This is a genomic window from Candidatus Poriferisocius sp., assembly GCF_965202595.1.
GTDB lineage: Bacteria > Actinomycetota > Acidimicrobiia > Acidimicrobiales > Bin134 > Poriferisocius.
Genome location: NZ_OZ241836.1, coordinates 2,641,021 through 2,657,449, shown reverse-complemented (window position 1 = coordinate 2,657,449; position 16,429 = coordinate 2,641,021). Strand labels below are relative to the sequence as shown.

14 protein-coding genes and 3 tRNA genes are annotated in these 16,429 nt (G+C 65.7%); 7 read left to right on the top strand and 10 right to left on the bottom strand.

Translation table 11 applies throughout. The features are described from left to right. The first annotated feature begins 84 nt into the window (after window positions 1-84). Entirely contained in the window at window positions 85-1,086 is a 1,002-nt protein-coding gene (locus ACOGXC_RS11985) for an NAD(P)-dependent oxidoreductase (protein ID WP_419918410.1), read from the top strand. A gap of 38 nt (window positions 1,087-1,124) precedes the next feature. Here the strand turns inward: ACOGXC_RS11985 and ACOGXC_RS11980 are convergent, their stop codons facing one another. The 4 genes from ACOGXC_RS11980 to ACOGXC_RS11965 all read right to left on the bottom strand — a co-directional run bounded on the left by ACOGXC_RS11980 (window position 1,125) and on the right by ACOGXC_RS11965 (window position 5,073). Next, on the bottom strand, window positions 1,125-2,171 hold the full coding sequence (locus ACOGXC_RS11980; RefSeq protein ID WP_419918409.1) for a Fic family protein: 1,047 nt from the start codon (window positions 2,169-2,171) through the stop codon (window positions 1,125-1,127). 209 nt (window positions 2,172-2,380) lie between these two features. Then, the gene (locus ACOGXC_RS11975) at window positions 2,381-3,205 is read right to left on the bottom strand and encodes an HpcH/HpaI aldolase family protein (RefSeq protein ID WP_419918408.1); all 825 of its coding nucleotides are present in this window, start codon (window positions 3,203-3,205) and stop codon (window positions 2,381-2,383) included. Between the two features lie 136 nt (window positions 3,206-3,341). Then, window positions 3,342-4,832: an ABC transporter substrate-binding protein gene (locus ACOGXC_RS11970; RefSeq protein WP_419918407.1), complete on the bottom strand. Its 1,491-nt coding sequence runs from the start codon at window positions 4,830-4,832 to the stop codon at window positions 3,342-3,344. A gap of 167 nt (window positions 4,833-4,999) precedes the next feature. Further along, window positions 5,000-5,073 (bottom strand) — tRNA-Ala (locus tag ACOGXC_RS11965). A 94-nt stretch (window positions 5,074-5,167) separates the two neighbouring features. On the opposite strand from ACOGXC_RS11965, the gene ACOGXC_RS11960 reads away from it, so the two are divergent. Together ACOGXC_RS11960 and ACOGXC_RS11955 are read left to right on the top strand one after the other, a co-directional pair. Beyond that, window positions 5,168-6,292 carry an acyl-CoA dehydrogenase family protein gene (locus tag ACOGXC_RS11960; RefSeq protein WP_419918406.1) on the top strand — a complete coding sequence of 375 codons (1,125 nt, stop codon included), beginning with the start codon at window positions 5,168-5,170 and terminating at the stop codon, window positions 6,290-6,292. A gap of 90 nt (window positions 6,293-6,382) precedes the next feature. Then, window positions 6,383-7,636 (top strand): acyl-CoA dehydrogenase family protein, encoded by a 1,254-nt coding sequence (locus ACOGXC_RS11955; RefSeq protein ID WP_419918405.1) that lies wholly within the window; start codon window positions 6,383-6,385, stop codon window positions 7,634-7,636. Window positions 7,637-7,684: 48 nt separating this feature from the next. On the opposite strand, the gene ACOGXC_RS11950 is transcribed toward ACOGXC_RS11955, so the two are convergent. The 4 genes from ACOGXC_RS11950 to ACOGXC_RS11935 all read right to left on the bottom strand — a co-directional run bounded on the left by ACOGXC_RS11950 (window position 7,685) and on the right by ACOGXC_RS11935 (window position 12,392). Beyond that, window positions 7,685-8,671: a hypothetical protein gene (locus tag ACOGXC_RS11950; protein ID WP_419920077.1), complete on the bottom strand. Its 987-nt coding sequence runs from the start codon at window positions 8,669-8,671 to the stop codon at window positions 7,685-7,687. Between the two features lie 2 nt (window positions 8,672-8,673). Further along, window positions 8,674-8,913, bottom strand: a complete 240-nt coding sequence (xseB, locus tag ACOGXC_RS11945; protein ID WP_419918404.1) for an exodeoxyribonuclease VII small subunit — start codon at window positions 8,911-8,913, stop codon at window positions 8,674-8,676. Window positions 8,914-9,003: 90 nt separating this feature from the next. After that, complete coding sequence (gene xseA, locus ACOGXC_RS11940; protein ID WP_419918403.1) at window positions 9,004-10,419, bottom strand: exodeoxyribonuclease VII large subunit; 1,416 nt, start codon at window positions 10,417-10,419, stop codon at window positions 9,004-9,006. Continuing rightward, window positions 10,416-12,392: an ABC transporter ATP-binding protein gene (locus tag ACOGXC_RS11935; protein WP_419918402.1), complete on the bottom strand. Its 1,977-nt coding sequence runs from the start codon at window positions 12,390-12,392 to the stop codon at window positions 10,416-10,418. Before ACOGXC_RS11935 ends, xseA begins: the two co-directional genes overlap by 4 nt. 197 nt (window positions 12,393-12,589) lie before the next feature. Between ACOGXC_RS11935 and ACOGXC_RS11930 the strand changes: the two genes are divergently transcribed. Beyond that, the gene (locus ACOGXC_RS11930; RefSeq protein WP_419918401.1) at window positions 12,590-13,138 is read left to right on the top strand and encodes a copper resistance CopC family protein; all 549 of its coding nucleotides are present in this window, start codon (window positions 12,590-12,592) and stop codon (window positions 13,136-13,138) included. Window positions 13,139-13,185: 47 nt separating this feature from the next. Here ACOGXC_RS11930 and ACOGXC_RS11925 read toward each other — a convergent pair whose 3' ends face one another. Continuing rightward, window positions 13,186-13,674, bottom strand: a complete 489-nt coding sequence (locus ACOGXC_RS11925; RefSeq protein ID WP_419918400.1) for a nucleoside deaminase — start codon at window positions 13,672-13,674, stop codon at window positions 13,186-13,188. 138 nt (window positions 13,675-13,812) lie between these two features. On the opposite strand from ACOGXC_RS11925, the gene ACOGXC_RS11920 reads away from it, so the two are divergent. The 3 genes from ACOGXC_RS11920 (at window position 13,813) to ACOGXC_RS11910 (ending at window position 15,089) form a co-directional block, all read left to right on the top strand. Then, a tRNA-Ser gene (locus tag ACOGXC_RS11920) sits at window positions 13,813-13,902 on the top strand. Window positions 13,903-14,010: 108 nt separating this feature from the next. Further along, a complete protein-coding gene (locus tag ACOGXC_RS11915; RefSeq protein WP_419918399.1) occupies window positions 14,011-14,958 on the top strand; it encodes a hypothetical protein in 948 nt (315 codons plus the stop codon). 57 nt (window positions 14,959-15,015) lie between these two features. Continuing rightward, window positions 15,016-15,089: transfer RNA gene (locus ACOGXC_RS11910), tRNA-Arg, on the top strand. Window positions 15,090-15,135: 46 nt separating this feature from the next. Here the strand turns inward: ACOGXC_RS11910 and ACOGXC_RS11905 are convergent. Then, window positions 15,136-16,341 (bottom strand): S1 RNA-binding domain-containing protein, encoded by a 1,206-nt coding sequence (locus ACOGXC_RS11905; RefSeq protein WP_419918398.1) that lies wholly within the window; start codon window positions 16,339-16,341, stop codon window positions 15,136-15,138. Window positions 16,342-16,429: the final 88 nt, after the last annotated feature.

Genomic DNA, 16,429 nt, shown 5'->3' with positions numbered 1-16,429 from the left:
GTGGGTCCGGCTGCATGGTGTGGGTGGGGGGCGGCCTTTGGATAGCGGTGCCAGACGGTGTGTCCCGGCTGCATGGAGGGCGGGATGGATAACGTGATCGGCGTGAGTGTTTGCGCGTTTATCGGCCTGGGCAACATGGGGTTCCCCATGGCGGGGCATTTGGCTGCTGCTGGCCACGAGGTAAGGGTGTTCAACCGGACCACTGCGGTAGCCGAGCGCTGGGCCGGCTGTTACGAGGGCGCAGTGGCGGCCAGTCCGGCCGAGGCGGCCGACGGGGCCGGGTTCGTTTTCACCTGCGTGGGGGCCGACGACGACCTGCGAGCGGTGGCGCTGGGGGGCACTGACACCGCCGGCCCCGGCGGGGGCTCCAGCTCCTCCAGCTCCGGCAGCTCCGCCGGTCCCGGCGGGGGCTCCAGCTCCTCCAGCTCCGGCAGCTCCGGCAGTCCCGGCGGGGGCGGCTATGGCGCGTTGGGGGCCATGGCTGCGGGGGCGGTGTTCGTGGATCACACCACGGCATCGGCGGTGGTGGCCCGGGAGTTGGCCGGGGTGTGTGCCGCCCGGGGGATCGGCTGGCTGGACGCTCCCATCTCCGGTGGACAGGCCGGGGCCGAGAGCGGTGTGCTCACCGTGATGTGCGGCGGTGAGCCCGGTCACTTCGAGGCTGCCCGCCCGGTTATCGACGCCTACGCCTCAGCGGTCACCCTCATAGGGCCGGCCGGATCGGGCCAGCTCGCCAAGATGGTCAACCAGATCCTGTGTGCCGGTGCCATCCAGGGGGCGGCCGAGGCGCTGGCCTTCGGGGAGCGGGCCGGGTTGGACATGGAGCGGGTGCTGGCCGCGGTAACCAGGGGCGCAGCCGGGTCCTGGTACCTCCAGAACCGGGGTCACACCATGGTGGCCGACGAATTCGACTTCGGCTTCGCGGTCGACTGGATGCTCAAGGATTTGGTTCTGGTGGCCGATGCCGCTGCCGAACTGGGTGCTCCCGTCCCCCTGGTGGAGCTATGCCGCCGCTACATGGCCGACACCGCCTCTGCCGGCGACAACCGCCTTGACGCCACCTCCATCATCCGCCGCTACCGCTAACACGGGGGAGCTACCGAACAGTGCCCACCTCTGATTGGTTAGGTCGAGATGCCGGGTAGGGGTGGTTGGGGCAGGGTTGTGTAGGGGTCGTCATTGGGGGCCGGGGGTCGGCTGGAGCGGATGTCGAGCCATACCCTGTGCAGCTCCTCGGATCCGTGGTAGGTGCGCCCCCGCCCCGTGCCTTGTGGGACAAGAATCCCGGCATCGACCATGGACTTCAGGTCTCGGCTGGCGGAGAGGTCAGAAATCGGGTCGCCATCAACCAACTCCACCAGGTTTGCGTAGACCGCCCGGCGTAGCCGGCGGCCCCGAGCCGCGTCGGCCAGAGCACCGGTTGCTCGGGTCGGCAGGTTGTGGCGATTGAGGAGTTGGGAGATGCTGTCGTACAAGTGCTCGGTTTCGTGAATTCGTCTTTGCAATGTCCACGCCTGCTGATAATGGGCCCTCAGCATGAACCGGATCCAGGGTCGAGCCGAGTTCTCCGGGTGCCAGCTCCCTTGCCCGACTTCGGAGAGAATCGCGTAATACGCGTCAGTGTTTCGCCCCAAGTATTCCTCGACCGACGAGAAGACGGGCGACGCTATGCCTTCTGCTGACAGAACCATCGTTTGCAGTGCGCGGGCCATGCGTCCGTTCCCGTCCCGGAACGGGTGAATCATGGCCAGGTTCAGATGGGCCATGGCGGCACGGAACATCGCAGGCTTGGAATCGTCGTGATCCAGAGACCTGACCAGCTCGTCCATGAGGTTCTCAACTAGTTCGGCATCGGGCGCTTCGTAAACTCTGGCCCCGGTTTCATCGGCGACCCATACGTTGCTTGTCCGGTAGAGGCCGGGCTGCACCCGCAGATCGTGCTTGGTCATCATGAAGTGGAGCGACTTCAGCAGGGATTGATCAATGGTGATTCCGACCTCGGCCAATCGGAGTATGTAGGTCATGGCATCCCGGTACCCGGTGAGGGCCAACCTGGTTTCCTGGGAGACATCAAGCGGTTTCTGACCATCGATGACATCCAGCACATCGTCGAGTGACGCCCGGTAGCCCTCGATCCAGTTGGAGCCCCGCACAGCCCGGCCAAAGCTCATTCTTCGGAGATGGCCTGCCCACCTTCGGGGCCTATGGCGCACGAATTGGGAGAGTTCGCGCCTCAATCGCTCAATTTCCCCCACAACCAGCAGATCGGCGTCTTCCGGCTCAGGGGTGGTGAAGATCCCGGGCGGCACTCTGAATTAATGTATCAAACCATGATATGAAAAACATATCAACATATCGTTTGCAAACCCCCCCAGGAGGGTCAGTAGGGAGACTCACCGTCCCTTTCCCCGCTGCCGGCCGTGTTGCCGCTCAGCGCGACCAGCACCGTTTGGAGGTGGGAGTTCACCGCCGAGCTCAGAGCCACCGAGTCGCCGGTGACGGTGACCATGCGGAACCCCTGCTCGACCCGGGTGGGGGCCAGTATCGGGGTGGAGTGGATGCCGGGTACCACGCCATGCCGCCGGCAGGCGGTCACGATGGCGGCCAGCGCCTCGTCGAAGGCAGCCTCGCCATCGTTGTTGCCCGGTGGCAACCCCAGGCTCACCGACAAGTCAGCCGGGCCGACGTAAACGGCATCCACCCCCGGCGTGGACACGATGCCGTCCAGGTTGTCCAGCGCGGTGGCGGTTTCCACCATGGGAATGCACTTCACCGCCCGGTTGGCGTGGGCGAAATAGCCCGTTCCATCGCGCAACGAAACCCGGGTGGGGCCGAAGCTGCGGGAACCCTCGGGAGCGTATCGGCACGACCGCACCGCGGCCTCGGCCTCGGCCCGGCTGTTGACCATGGGGATGATGACACCCGAGGCCCCGGCATCCAGGATCCGGCCGATGATGCCCTGCTCGTTCCACGGTACCCGTACCACCGGTGAGGATGTACCCAGGTCTATGGCTGCCAGCATGGGTAGGACATCGGAGTAGTCGGCCAGCCCGTGCTGCATATCGATGCACACGTAGTCGAAGCCGGCTCGGGCCATGATCTCGCACCCCATCGCCACCGGCAGGCTGGCCCAGGCTCCCAGCGCCGGGCGGCCCGAAACAAAAGCCTCATCCAGGGGATGGTTACCGGCCGCAACGTCGCTCATGGCCGCCACCGTATCCCCTACGATTTACCCCAGGGTTGGATTGGGATCTGCTCGGGTCTTCTGATCGGGCTTCGACCGCCGTTTCGGCTATGCCGACTATTACTCAGGTGCTCAGGGATCTGCTCGGGTCTTCTGCTCAGGGGGTGGTGTCTCGCAACGGGCCGATGGGGACGGGTTGGCCCCGTGCGCCCAGCGACGAGTCGAATGCGATCAGTTGGAACGAGTCGTTGCTGGCCAGCTTGCCCGGCCCGAGCGAGGCGTAGGGCTGGCTGGCTATCGAGAACTGTCCGATGGTCTCGATGGCGTTGGCAAAACTTTCATGGGTCAAATTGGGCCCGGCCTTGGTGGCCAGCAGCTCGAACATTTGCACGAACCGGCAGTGACCGAAGAGGTTGGTGAACCACAACGGCTCGCCCTCCTCCAAGGTGTCGGGGTGCTTGATCTCGATATCGGGGTGGGCGGCGTTGAACGTGTCCAGGCACTTCTTGAATTGAGGGTCGGACTCGTACACCTGGGCATCGGTCATGCTCGACGCGGTGATGACCCCTTCCGCCGACTGGGGATCAACGTTGGAGCCCAGGTTGTTCAGACCGGAGGCATCGGATGTCCAGATGTCCACCTCCAGACCATTGAGGGCAAGGTTCTGTATCCCGGCCGACGGGTTGCCGATCAGCAGAACGGTGTCGGTCCCCGCGGTTCGGATGCGCTCAGCCAGAGCAGTCCATTCCTGGGTCTGAGCCACGATGTCACCCACGGGGGAGGAGGTGGTGATTTCGAGCACCGGTTCGATGCCCAACTCACGCAGTTGATCCACCACCCCGTCCAACTGGGTGGCCGAGGGGGGATCGGCCACAACGGCGATGGAACGTCCCCGGAGTTCCCCGTTGGCATCGAGCAGGGAGAACAGGGCGGCGATGATGCGATGGCGCGGAGCCCGCTCGGTGACCCATGGGGCCTTGGCCTCGGCCAGGCGCTCATCGGTAAGGGTTCCGCCGATCAGGATGGTCTCCTGCTGGCCCACGATGCAGGTATTGGCCACCTCGGCGGGGCCGAGGAACCCGAACAGCACCGCGAACACCTCGTTGTCCTCGGTCAGCCGGAGGCAGGCCGCTTCGGCCTCGGCCGAGCCGAGGGGGCTGTACTTCTCCATGACGACCTCGACCCGGCGGCCGTTTATGCCCCCCCGATTGTTGATGTCGTCAACCAGCGCCTGAATGACCTTCTCCTGGTCGCCCCAACTAACCGGGGACAATCCCATTTGGACCAGTTGGTCCACGTCCAGGTAGGAGACACCTATGGTGATGGTTTCGGCGGTCACCCCCCGGGCGGTGGCGGTGAGGACGATCTCCGGTGCCGGTTCAGGGGTGGGTGCGGGCTCGGGCCCGGTTTCCTCGGATCGGGCATCGGTGGTTTCTTCCGGTTCCGCGGGTTCGGTGCTCTCGTCGCCGGTCTCAGCGGGTTCGGGTTCTTCGGGCCCAGGCGGTTCGTCGGGATCATCGGGAGTGGCCGCGGTGGGGGAGGGCTCACCGTTGCCGCCATTGTCGTTGTCGTCGTTGCCGCAAGCGGCCATAATCATGACCACCGCAACTAGCAGTGCGATCAGCCACCGTGTCCTGCTGGTCTGCATGAGTGCCCCTCCGTGTGTCCGGCCCGTACTGGACTGGCACAAGCGTGCCATGCCCGGTGCGGGCCATAGTACTGGGCCGGGTGACATTGACTCGATTTCCGGCTCGGCTCACCGGGAACTCCCGCTTTCCTGAGGTATCGGACCCGTGCTGCGGTTGTCCTGCCAAGTGGAGCTGATGGGACTCGAACCCACGACCCCCTGCTTGCAAAGCAGGTGCTCTAGCCGACTGAGCTACAGCCCCCAGACAGTCCAAGCGTACTGGCTGGCTTTCTCCGGTGCTGCTCAATTGGGTTTCCGGTAGGCCCGCTGCGCAGCTTCGTGGTGGAATGGTGCTGGTGAGAGTTGATCTGAACGACGATCAGGAGTTCTTCCGGGCGACCACCCGGCGGTTCGTCGAGTCGGAGACTCCGATCAGCGTTATCCGGGAGTGGCACGACCACCCCGACGGTTGCCCCGGTAGCTGGTGGCAGGCGGCGGCCGGGCTGGGCTGGACATCGCTCATGGTGCCCGAGTCGCTGGGGGGCGGCAGCGTTTCGGGGCGACCCATTGTGGATCTGGCAATCGTGGCCGATGAGATGGGCCGGGGTCTGGTGCCGGGTCCGTTCATGCCGGTGAACGTGGTGGCCGATACCCTGGCCCGGTCGGGCACTCCCGATCAGCAGGCGCTGCTGGAGGGGGTGATGGCCGGAGGCGTGGTGCCGGCCTGGGCGTTCTGCGAACCGGGCGGAGACTGGACCGCCGACCATGTTGCCACCGAAGCAGTACCCACCGGCGGCGGCTATGTGATAACCGGCACCAAGACTGCGGTGGAGGCCGGCGCGCAGGCCCACCACCTGCTGGTCACCGCCCGGACCTCCGACGGGCCGGCGCAGTTCCTGCTGCCGGGTGATACCCCGGGGATAACCATCACCCCTCAGGAGTCGCTGGACCTGGGTCGGCGGTTCGCCGAGGTGCGGTTCGCCGAGGTTTTCGCCGGCCCCGACACCCTGGTAGGGGTGCCCGGAGAGGCCACCAGCGCCGATGTGGAGCGCCAGTGCCGGATCATGCTGGTTCTCCAGTGCGCCGACAGCGCGGGGGCAGCCGCCAGGGTGCTGGAGTTCACCGTGGAGTATGCCTTCAACCGCTACTCGTTCGGGCGACCACTGGCATCCTACCAGGCGCTCAAGCATCGCTTCGCCGACATGAAGTTGTGGTCGGAGGCCTCCCAGGCGGTGACCGATGGGGCTGCCGATGCCATGGCCTCTGGTGAGGATGAGGCTCGCATGGTCAGCGTGGCCAAGTCTTATGTGGGGGATCACTCGGTGGAGCTCATGCAGGACTGCGTGCAGCTCCACGGCGGCATTGGGGTCACCTGGGAGCACGACCTGCACCTCTACCTGCGCCGGGTCACGGTGAACCGGGGGTTGTTCGGCAGCTCGGCCGATCACCGGGAACGCCTGGCCATGGCTTTGGGATTATGAGGTTTGTTGTGGTCGCTGGGGCAGTAGTTGGGGACCGGGAACGCTTGGCGATGGCGTTGGGGTTATAAAGAAAAAAGGAAAGGTACAGCAGTGAACGATTTCGTATACGCCCATACCGATCCCGCCGAGCTGGAGGAGTACCGGGAGCAGGTTCGGAGCTGGATGAGCGAGAACATGCCCCGGCGCAACCATGACAACCCCTGGCACCCCACCCATGATGACGATGCCCAGTCCAGCCGCAACCGGGAGCTTCAGCGGCGTCTTTACGACGGGGGATACGCCGCGGTGTGCTATCCCAGGGAGTACGGGGGCCAGAGCCTGACCATTGGCCACCAGCGGATCATCGATGAGGTCAGCATGGACTTCGACATGCCGCTGCTGTTCAGCGTGCCCACCCTGTCCATCACCGGCCCGACGGTGCTGGAATTCGGCACCGAGGAGCAGAAGCAGCGCTACATCCCGGCTTGGATCCGGGGCGACGAGCTGTGGGTGCAGTTCATGTCCGAGCCCAGCAGCGGATCCGACATGGCCGGTGCCCTCACCCGGGCCGACCGGGACGGTGACGTGTTCATCCTCAACGGCTCCAAGATATGGAGCACTTTCGCCCAGCGCTCGGACTACGCCCTCTTGCTGGCCCGGACCAACTGGGAGGTTCCCAAGCACCGGGGGCTGACCATGTTCATCGTGCCCATCCATCATCCCGGCATCGAGATACACCCCATCCAGATGGTGGATCGCACGGAGGAGTTCTGCCAGGAGTTCTTCAACGATGCGATTATTCCGGCGGCCAACGTGGTTGGCCAGGTGGACGACGGTTGGACGGTGGCCAGCCGCCTGCTGTTTCACGAGCGGGCCGCGGTGGGGGGTGCCTCCCCGTACACTCAGGGACGCCACCGGAACCGCTCCGCCGACGGGCTGGAGGATCTTGCCGCGATGGCCCGTCGCAACGGCGGTACCGACCTGGGGAGGATGCGCCAGATCCTGGGGCGGATGGAAACTCTCAGCCGGGTGGACCGGCTCCTGTCCCGGCGGGTGGTGAGGGGGATCGAGAGCGGCTACTTTCCCGCTCCGGCGGGATCGCTGGTGCGCTTGTCCCACGGTTTGACCCAGGCCGAGAGGCAGACGGCGGCCGCGGAGTTCCAGCGTGATCGGGCCCTGGTGTGGAACCCGGGCGAGTCCACCGGTGCCTACGGCGTGGATTTTGTGCAGCGCCAGCAGAGCTGTATCGGGGGTGGCACCACCGAGATGGCCCGCAACATCATCAGCGAGCGGGTTATGGGCATGCCCCGGGAACCCGCCGCCGACCGCGACCTCCCCTTCAACCAGGTTCCCCGAAGCGGCTGAACCGGATATGGCCGAACCCTGACCGAACCCCCGGGATGGGGGTCGGGTTCAGGAGGCCAGGGGGCGACCGAAGGGGAGCACGTCCCGCCAGGTGGATAGGAAGGATTCGGCCCGGCGGGCCGCGGCCAGGAACAAACCGTCGGGGTGATCGGCGATCTCCTCCATGCAGGCGGTTATCCGGGCCGCGGCGTCGGTGGCCACCGCGTCGGGGGTGGGTTCACCGGTGGGCCACCAGGCAAACAGCGGCCCGGCAGTGGAGATGAAATCGGGCACCACGGTGGTGCCGGCTCGGCTGAGAACGGCCAGGGCCCGGGCGGTTACCGGTATCGGACCGTGGGGTACCAGCGTGCCCACGTTGAGCAGTTCGGCTCCGGTGTGGTTCACGGCCCCCATTCTGGAGCCGGCCAGCAGCACATCCACCGGTTCGGCCAGTGCTTCGGTCGCGGTTTGCTCACCCTCGGGGATTCTTCCCTGCGTGCTCAGTGCAGCGGTGGGGAACCCCCCCCGGTCGATGGCTCCCCGGTTACCGGCCGTCACCGCCACCACCCTGGCCCCTCTATCAATCGCGGCGGCGGCCAGCGCCGGGCCGGTACGGTCGAATCCCTCAATGGCCACGGTGCGGTTCTCCAGCCCGCCCATGACCGAGGTGGCCGCGGCCATAACCCCGGCGACGGTGGCGTGATCGGCTCCTTCCCCCACCACCGCTCGGGGGTCGGCGGCGGCCAGGGACTCCAGCGCATTTCGGGGTACCCGGGTGCCCGGCTCGGGCAAGAAGCGGCCCGAGGCCACCATCGGGGCGATCTCGTCCGTGAATCGAGCCAATGCGTCGGGCCGGTCTTCGTCCGCGGCGTTGATGCCCGCCGAGGCCCCACCCCGGCGCATCTCGAAGGTGGCGAAGGTGTAGGTCAATGATCGGGCCAGGTCGCGGGCCCCGCCGGGCAGGATCTTTCGCCCCGACCTGACCGCGCCCACGGACTCGGAGGCATCGGCCAGGTCGAACACGATGAAGGCATCGACGGTGTTGAGTTTCTCCATGGTCAAAATTCGCTCCTGTTGCCTTCGGGAGGGTTGTCCTGCTCGCGGTCCAATCCGGCCACGATCTCCTTCACCCGTACCTCGGCGGCGTTGATCCGGCCCCGGCACACCCGGATCAGCTCCGCGGCCCGCTCGACCCTCGCCGCCAGCACGTCGATGTCGATGTTCTCGGCCTCCAGCTCGGCCAGAATCTCCTGAAGCTCTCGCAATGCGTCGGCGTAGCCGATTGCCGGTGTGCTCATCGTATCGTTCTCTCCTGGTTGATTCTCATGGTCGGTTCTCAAAAAAGCGCCTCGATGGGAAGAGGTGCCGGGTGTATTCCCGGTTGATTCTCATGGTCGGTTCTCGGAAACGGTGCTGTGCAGGTCGCCTCGGGCCAGGGTGGTGATCAACTCCTCGCCCACCCCCAGCGATGCCGGGTCGCGCACCACTTTGCCCCGGTGGCGGGTGATCGACCAACCACGGGCCAGGATCACCCGAGGATCCAGCAGGCGCAACCGGTCCTCCAGGTTGGCCAGATCCCGGGTTGCGGCTGCCGGGGTCCGCCGGGCTCGGGTCGCTACCGTCAACCTCGCCTGTTCCAGCGTGCGCCGACCATGGGTGACGGCGGCCGCGGCCCGGTGGCGGGCGGTTCCGGCAAAGGTATCCACCCGGCGGACCTCGATTCGGGTCCGGTTCTGGGCCAGATCCCGGATTCTCCCGGCTCGGCCGTCCAACCCGTTGCCGGCTCGGCGCAGGCGGTCCTCGGCGGCTCGAGCCGTGGTCCGGCTGACCGTTGCCAGCAGCAAACCGGAGTCGTCCAGCAGCCGCTCGGTTCGGGCGGTTATGGCGTTCCAGGCCTGCTCGGTGGCAACCAGGTGGTTCCGAGCCGCGGTCACGACGAACCCCGCGCAGGCGGTGGGTGTCTTTTGGGCCTCGTGGGCCACCTCGTCGGCGATGGTGCGGTCTATCTCGTGGCCAATCCCGGTGAGCACCGGCACGGGAGCGGCGGCGATGGCTCGAGCCACAGCCTCGTCGTCGAAGGCCACCAGATCGGTGCGGGCTCCACCCCCCCTAACCACCGCGATCACGTCCACCCCGGCCCGGCCCGCCCTGGCGATGGCTGCGGCAATGCGCGCCGGAGCGTCCATTCCCTGCACCGGGGTATCGACCAGCACCACCTCCCAGGCCAGTCCGCTGGCCTCCAGCTCTTCACAGAAGTCGCGGTGGGCGGCGCTCCCGTTGGATGTGACCAACCCGATCCTCAGCGGGGCCAACGGGAAGGGGACGGCCCGGTTTCTGGTCAGCAGACCCTCATCCCGCAGTTTTTCGAGCAGTCGCTGCCTTTCGGCCTCCAGCTCCCCCAGCGTGAATCTGGGGTCTATGCCGGTCATCCGCACCCTGAGCTGCCCCCGGGGGGGCCAGAAGTCCAGTTCCCCCCGGATGCGAACCTTCATCCCGTCCTCCATCACCATGTTGCCGTAACGGCTCAGCGTCTCCTCCACCCGGGCCCGGTTGAACTTGAACAGCGCCACCGATACCGATGCCTCGGGCTGCTTGCCGATGCTGGTGGCGGGTGGAGGCTCGACCAGGTCGAAGTACATGTGCCCGCTGCGGGCCCGGCCCAGGTTCCGGATCTCACCCTCCACCTCCAGCTCACCGTCGAAGGCCCCGTTCAGCACCTGCTTGATCCGGTCGGCCAGTTGGGCCACGGTGAACGCCATCGGTTCGCCGGTTTCTTCGGCCGAGGTGGTGGAGAACAGGCTCATGTCGCGCTGAGCACCGGTGACCGCTGCTCGTCTCGCACCAGGGTGTGGTACAGCTCGGAGTACAAGCCCCCGGTGGCCAGCAGCTCCTTGTGGACCCCCGACTCCACCAGCTCTCCCCGGTCGAGCACCAGGATCAGATCGGCACCGGTGATCGTGGACAGGCGATGGGCGATCACCACCGAGGTTCGCCCTTGCAGTGCGGTGACCATGGCTTGCTGCACCAACGCCTCGTTCTCGCTGTCCAGGTGACTGGTGGCCTCGTCCATAACCACGATTGCCGGGTCCTTCAGCAGCATCCGGGCGATGGCCAGCCGCTGCTTCTCGCCTCCCGACAGGCGGTAGCCCCGCTCACCCACCACGGTGTCGTAGCCGTCGGGCAACGAGGCTATGAGGTCGTGGATGTGGGCCGAGCGGCAGGCGGCATCCAGATCGCCCTCGGTGGCATCGGGTCGGGCGTAGCGCAGGTTGTCGCCCACCGTCTCGTGGAAAAGGTGCGGATCCTGGGGGACCACCCCCATGGATGCCCGCAGCGATTCCTGGGTGATTTCCCGGAGGTCGGTGCCGTCGATGAGAACCGCCCCCTCGCTCACGTCGTACAACCTGCTCAGCAGCGAGACCAGGGTGGTTTTTCCTGATCCCGACGGCCCCACCAGGGCAACGGTTTGGCCCGGTTGGATCACCGTCGAGATGTGGCTCAGCACCGGCTTTCCGGTGGTCTCGGGTAAAGGTGTCCCCGGTTGGTGCGCGGGGCTGATGTGGCTCAGCACCGGCTTTCCGGTGGCCCCGGTGGCCCCGGTGGCCCCGGTGGCCCCGGGGGTCGCGGTGCCGGTTTGCAACGAGGCCAGCCGGTCGTCGCCGGGCGGGTAGGTGAAGCTCACGTCCGCCAGTTCGATTCTGCCCCGGGGGTTGCGCAGCTCCACCGCCCCGGGGCGGTCGGCGATGGGGTTGGGCGTGTCCAGCACCTCGAACACCCGCTCGAACGACACCAGTGCGGTCATCACGTCCACCCGGGCGTTGGTCAGGCTGGTGAGCGGCGTGTATATCCGCACCACCATCAGCCCCATGGCGGCCAGGGTGCCTACGGTGATCGTCCGGGAGATAACCAGTTGCGCGCCCACCCAGTACAGGGCCGCCGCCCCCACCGCCCCCACCAGGCTCAGTGCGATGAAGAAGGCCCTGCCGTACAGGGCGCTGCGAACCCCGATATCGCGCACCCGCCCGGCGGTGGTCCCGAACCGGTCCCTCTCCTCGCCGTGGCGCCCGAAGAGCTTCACCAAAAGCGCGCCCGACACGTTCAGCCGCTCGGTCATCACCATGTTCATGGAAGCGTTGTGCTCCATTGACTCCCGGGTGAGGGCCTGAAGCCGCCGGCCGACCCGCTTGGTGGGCAGGATGAACACCGGCAGAAGGCCCAGGGCTATGAGCGTGAGCCGCCACTCCAGCAAGAACATCGCCACCAGGGTGGTGGACAGCACGATGGAGTTGGACACCACCGACCCCAGCGTGCCGGTAAACGCTCGCTGGGCCCCGATCACGTCGTTGTTCATCCGGCTGATGAGCGAGCCGGTTTGCACCCGGGTGAAGAACGCCATCGGCATCCGCTGCACGTGGTCGTACAGACCCACCCGCAGGTCGTAGATGAGTCCCTCACCGATGCGGGCCGACCAGTATCGTTCGATGAACGACAGGGCCGCCTCCCCGAAGGCAGCCAGCACGATGATGGCGGCCAGCAGATGCACGAGACCCCGGTCGCGGTTCTGGATGGCGTCGTCGATGATCTGGCGGAACAGCAGCGGCGGGACCAGCGACAGCAGCGCCCCCAGCAGAAGCACCACCACGAATCCCACGAGCATGCCCCGGTAGGGGCGCGCGAAGCCGGCCACCCGGCGAATCGTTTGCCCGGCTATCTGCCTGTCCTTGACCCCTTGCGGGTCGTGGCCGATGGCGCCGTGAGCGCCACCCATCGCGTACATTTGCTGTACGATATGCCCCTCCGGTGACTTTATGGGGTTTGTGGGTTGCCTTATGCGGGTTCTTGGTTGCTGATGCTGCACCGTTCGGGGTCGGCGAACAGGTTTGGAGGACCGTAGGGTTGCCGTATGCGGGTTCGGACTCGGAGATCTGATCGCCTTTGCCGGACTTGATGATCTGGTCGTCGTAGGGTTGCTGTATGCGGGTTCGGACCCAAAGGGCAGTGGCGATCGTGGTGGCGCTGGCAATCGTGATGGCTATTCTGTTCTCGCTTCTGGCGGTGTTCAGCAGTGGCGTTGATGCCCACGCCGAAATTCGCCGGTCGGCCCCGAGGCCCTCTCAAGTGGTCGGTGGGCGGGTGGATCGGGTGGAGTTGGAGTTCCGGGAGTCCATCCGCCCCCACGAAGCCAACCATATTGTGTTGCAATATCCTGACGGCACCCGCCGGTCGGCGGCTTTGTTCGTGGACGGGCCTCGGGCCGGGGGCCGGTTTGCTCCGCTGACCGAGCCCGGTGATTACACGGTTGAATGGGGGCTGGTGGACGACAGCGACGGTGATTGGACCACCGAACAGTTCGCATTCACCTACGACCCGGCTGCCCCCCCACCGGAGTGGCTTCCCGAACCCCCCGCCGGAAGGTCGAGCGGTAGCGGTGGAACGGTGGTGCTGGTGGTGGTCTTTGCGGTGGCCGCCGTTATGGCCGGATGGTTGTTCTGGCCCCGGCGCAAACGCCTTCGGCGTGCTTGAGACCATTTGAGAATGGTCGGGGGGATTACGACAAGAGGTCGGGGGAATTACGACAAGTCGAGCCGCAGGCGTTGCTTGCGGGGCTCTCGACGGAGGGCGGCAAAAAAAGCTTGGAGTAGGGCCGCGGCCTCGTCCCTGTGCACGCCGGAGATCACCTCGAAGTTGTGGTTGAGCCGGGGGTCGGTCCCCAGGTTGTAGAGCGTGCCGCAGGCTCCCGCCTTGGGATCCTCGGCCGCGAACACCACTCGGGCCACTCGGGCCACGACCGCCGCTCCTGCGCACATCGGGCAAGGCTCGAGCGTGGTGGCCAGCACCGCTCCGTCGAGCCGGGAGGTACCCAACGCCGATGCCGCATCCCTCAGGGCCAGCATCTCGGCGTGAGCGGTCGGATCGCCGCTGCCCTCCCGCTCGTTGTGCCGGGCCGCCACCACCTCATTGTCAATCGCCACCACCGCCCCTATGGGTATCTCGCCCTGCTCCCCGGCCCGCCGAGCCTCGGCCAACGCCAGAGCCATGAGCCGGCGGTCATCGGTCACGAGCTCAGGATAAGCGGACTCAAGCGGGCCAACGGTACGTCCTCGTTCAGATCCGCCGGCGGTCATCGGTCACGGGCTCAGGATAAGGGCTGGGATATGGATGGGATATGAATATTGCCGCCCGCTACCCTGAGGAGTGGAAGGTTGCCAGAGCGGACGAATGGGGCGGCCTCGAAAGCCGTTGTGGCCTCCGGGTCACCGTGGGTTCGAATCCCACACCTTCCGCCAGGTGACGTTCCCAGAAATCAAAAAATATTGTGACTCGGGTTTGGGGCCTTTGGTGCGCCGTTTGTTGTAAAGTCTTCTTGCATCCAACGGGGTACAGGGGGTACAGGCATGAGCGACGATCTTCCCACCACCGAAGCAGATGAACCGATGACCGGGGACACCGCTTCTGAGGAGCCGGATGAGCTCACCGGGGACACCGCTTCTGAGGAGCCCGTGGCCGCTGGCGCATCCGAAACCGCCGGCGAGGGCGAATCGGATACGGGTAACCCGATTGTGGTGTTCTTCGAGATACCCTCGATAAGCCGCTTGCTGGTCGGCTTGGGCGGGGCGGTCATGGCCATTTCCACGCTGTTCAGTTGGCTGGAGGTGGGACAGGACAGCTTTCCCAACTTCGCCGGGGTCGGAACCTCGACACTGGGTGTTGGCCTGATGGTGTTCCTGGTGGGTTTGGTGCTCCTGCTGAAACCCCAGCCGGTCGGAACCACCCTGGGCCTGGCGTTGGGCAGCTTGGCCATCACTTTGATCTTCATCGTTCTGATCGGACCGGGCGACAGCTCATTCGGTTTCGGGGCGTGGATCGGCTTGGCGGGAACGGCTCTGGCGGTTCTGGGAGCGCTGTATCAGGCTTTCGAGTCGAGGGACCACCCCACTGTCTTGGATTTCCAACCCGGATCGGCGGCGCTGGGGGCGGCTTTGGCGGTTGTGGCCTCGTTCTGGCTGGATTGGGTAGGGCCTGCTTTCCCGTTCGAGGGCTTCTGGGAAAATGCAAGTGGTGTGAACAGGGATGTGCTGTTCGGGCTCCCCGTCCTCATACTGGCAGGGGTTGCTCTGGTGTTTACCGTCGAACTCATATTCCAGCAGCAGGGGATGGGTGGGCGACGGGTGCTCCTGATGCTGAGCCAGGTGGCGGGTACGGCCATAACAGTGATTGCCGGTGCCAACGTGTTGGGTTTGGCCATGGGATGGTTCTTGCCCGGCCCCCTGTTCGGCTCCGGCCCCCTGGTGGCCCTGGTGGGGGGAGTTATGCTGACCCGCTCGATCCGGGTGGAGGCATGATCCTGGTAATCCGGTAGCGACGGTGTTCGAGGGCACAGGTACACTGGGTTGCTGCTTGCGCTTGTAGCTCAATTGGATAGAGCATCTGACTACGGATCAGAAGGTTGGGGGTTCGAGTCCCTCCAAGCGCGCTGAGGGTATTCGCTACGGGCACCTGCGGTGCTGCATGATCGGCGATCAACCGGCGATGGCTTGGGAGATGGAGAGTTCGACGCGGCGGCGTTTTTGGTCCACGGCCAGAACCTTCACCCACACCTCCTCGCCGGGCAGGACGACCTCCTCGGGGTGATACACCCGATACTCCGACATCTCGGTTATGTGGACCAGACCCTCGACATCGTCGTTCAGGGCCACGAACGCGCCGTAGTCAACCAGACGGGTCACCCGGCCCTTCACCAACCCGCCCACCTCGAGTTCGGACAGGGGATCGGGGGTCAGCTTCATGGTTAGGCCCACCCTTTGCTTGGGTTTTTGCAGCGTCTTGACCCGCACTCGAACCTCGTCGCCCACGCTGACCACCTCGCCGGGATTTTGCACCCACTTCCAGGCCAGTTCGGTGGTATGCACCAGCCCCCGGATACCGTTGATGTCCACGAACGCACCGAAATCCTGTATATCCACCACCCTTCCGGTGTGCTCGTCCCCCACTGCCATTTCCTCCAGGAACTGCTGGGCCGCTTTGCGCCGCTCGGCCCTGATCACCGCCTTGCGCGACAGCACCAGTTTTCCCGATGCCTGGTCGGCCTCCACCACCTTGCATTTCACCTCCCGCCCGACCAGGGCCCGGAGATTCCCAACCGGCTCCACATCGATCAGCGAGGTCGGAATGAACCCCCTTACCCCTACATCGCACAGCAGCCCCCCCTTGATCACTGCGGTGATGGTTCCGGTTACCGGCTCGTCGGCTGCTGAGGCCCGGGCGATGGTAACCCAGGCGATTTGCTGGATGGCCCACAGGCGGGACAGCACGATACGCCCCTTGTGGTCTTCTCGCACCAGCACGGCGGCGTTCACCACCTCGCCCAAAACGCACTCCCGGGTCAGGTCGGCGGCCGGATCGTCGCCCCAGTAGCGCTGGCTGATCACCCCGATCCGCCCGCCACCCAGATCCAACTCCACCTCGTGAACGGTTTTCTTCTGGACCGACCCGGCCACGATGGTCCCCCCGGCCAGCCCGTGAACCCGGGCCGGGGCCGGATCCCCCGCCGGCGCTTTGGGTTGGGGCCCGGCTGCGGGTTTTGCTTCCTGGGAGGTTTCCGGTTGGGGCCCGGTTGCGGGTTCAGTTTCCGCGGGGGCCTGGTTATCTTTTTCTGGCTCAGTTTCGGTTGCGGGCGCGGTTGCGGGTTGGGACTCGGATTCCAGGGTGGTTTCCACCTCAGACATAGACACCACCACATTAGTGGCCCCAACCCGAATATCGAATAGGTTCTCCGCGCTCTCGGCCCCATGGCAAGGAAACGCGGGCTCGTCC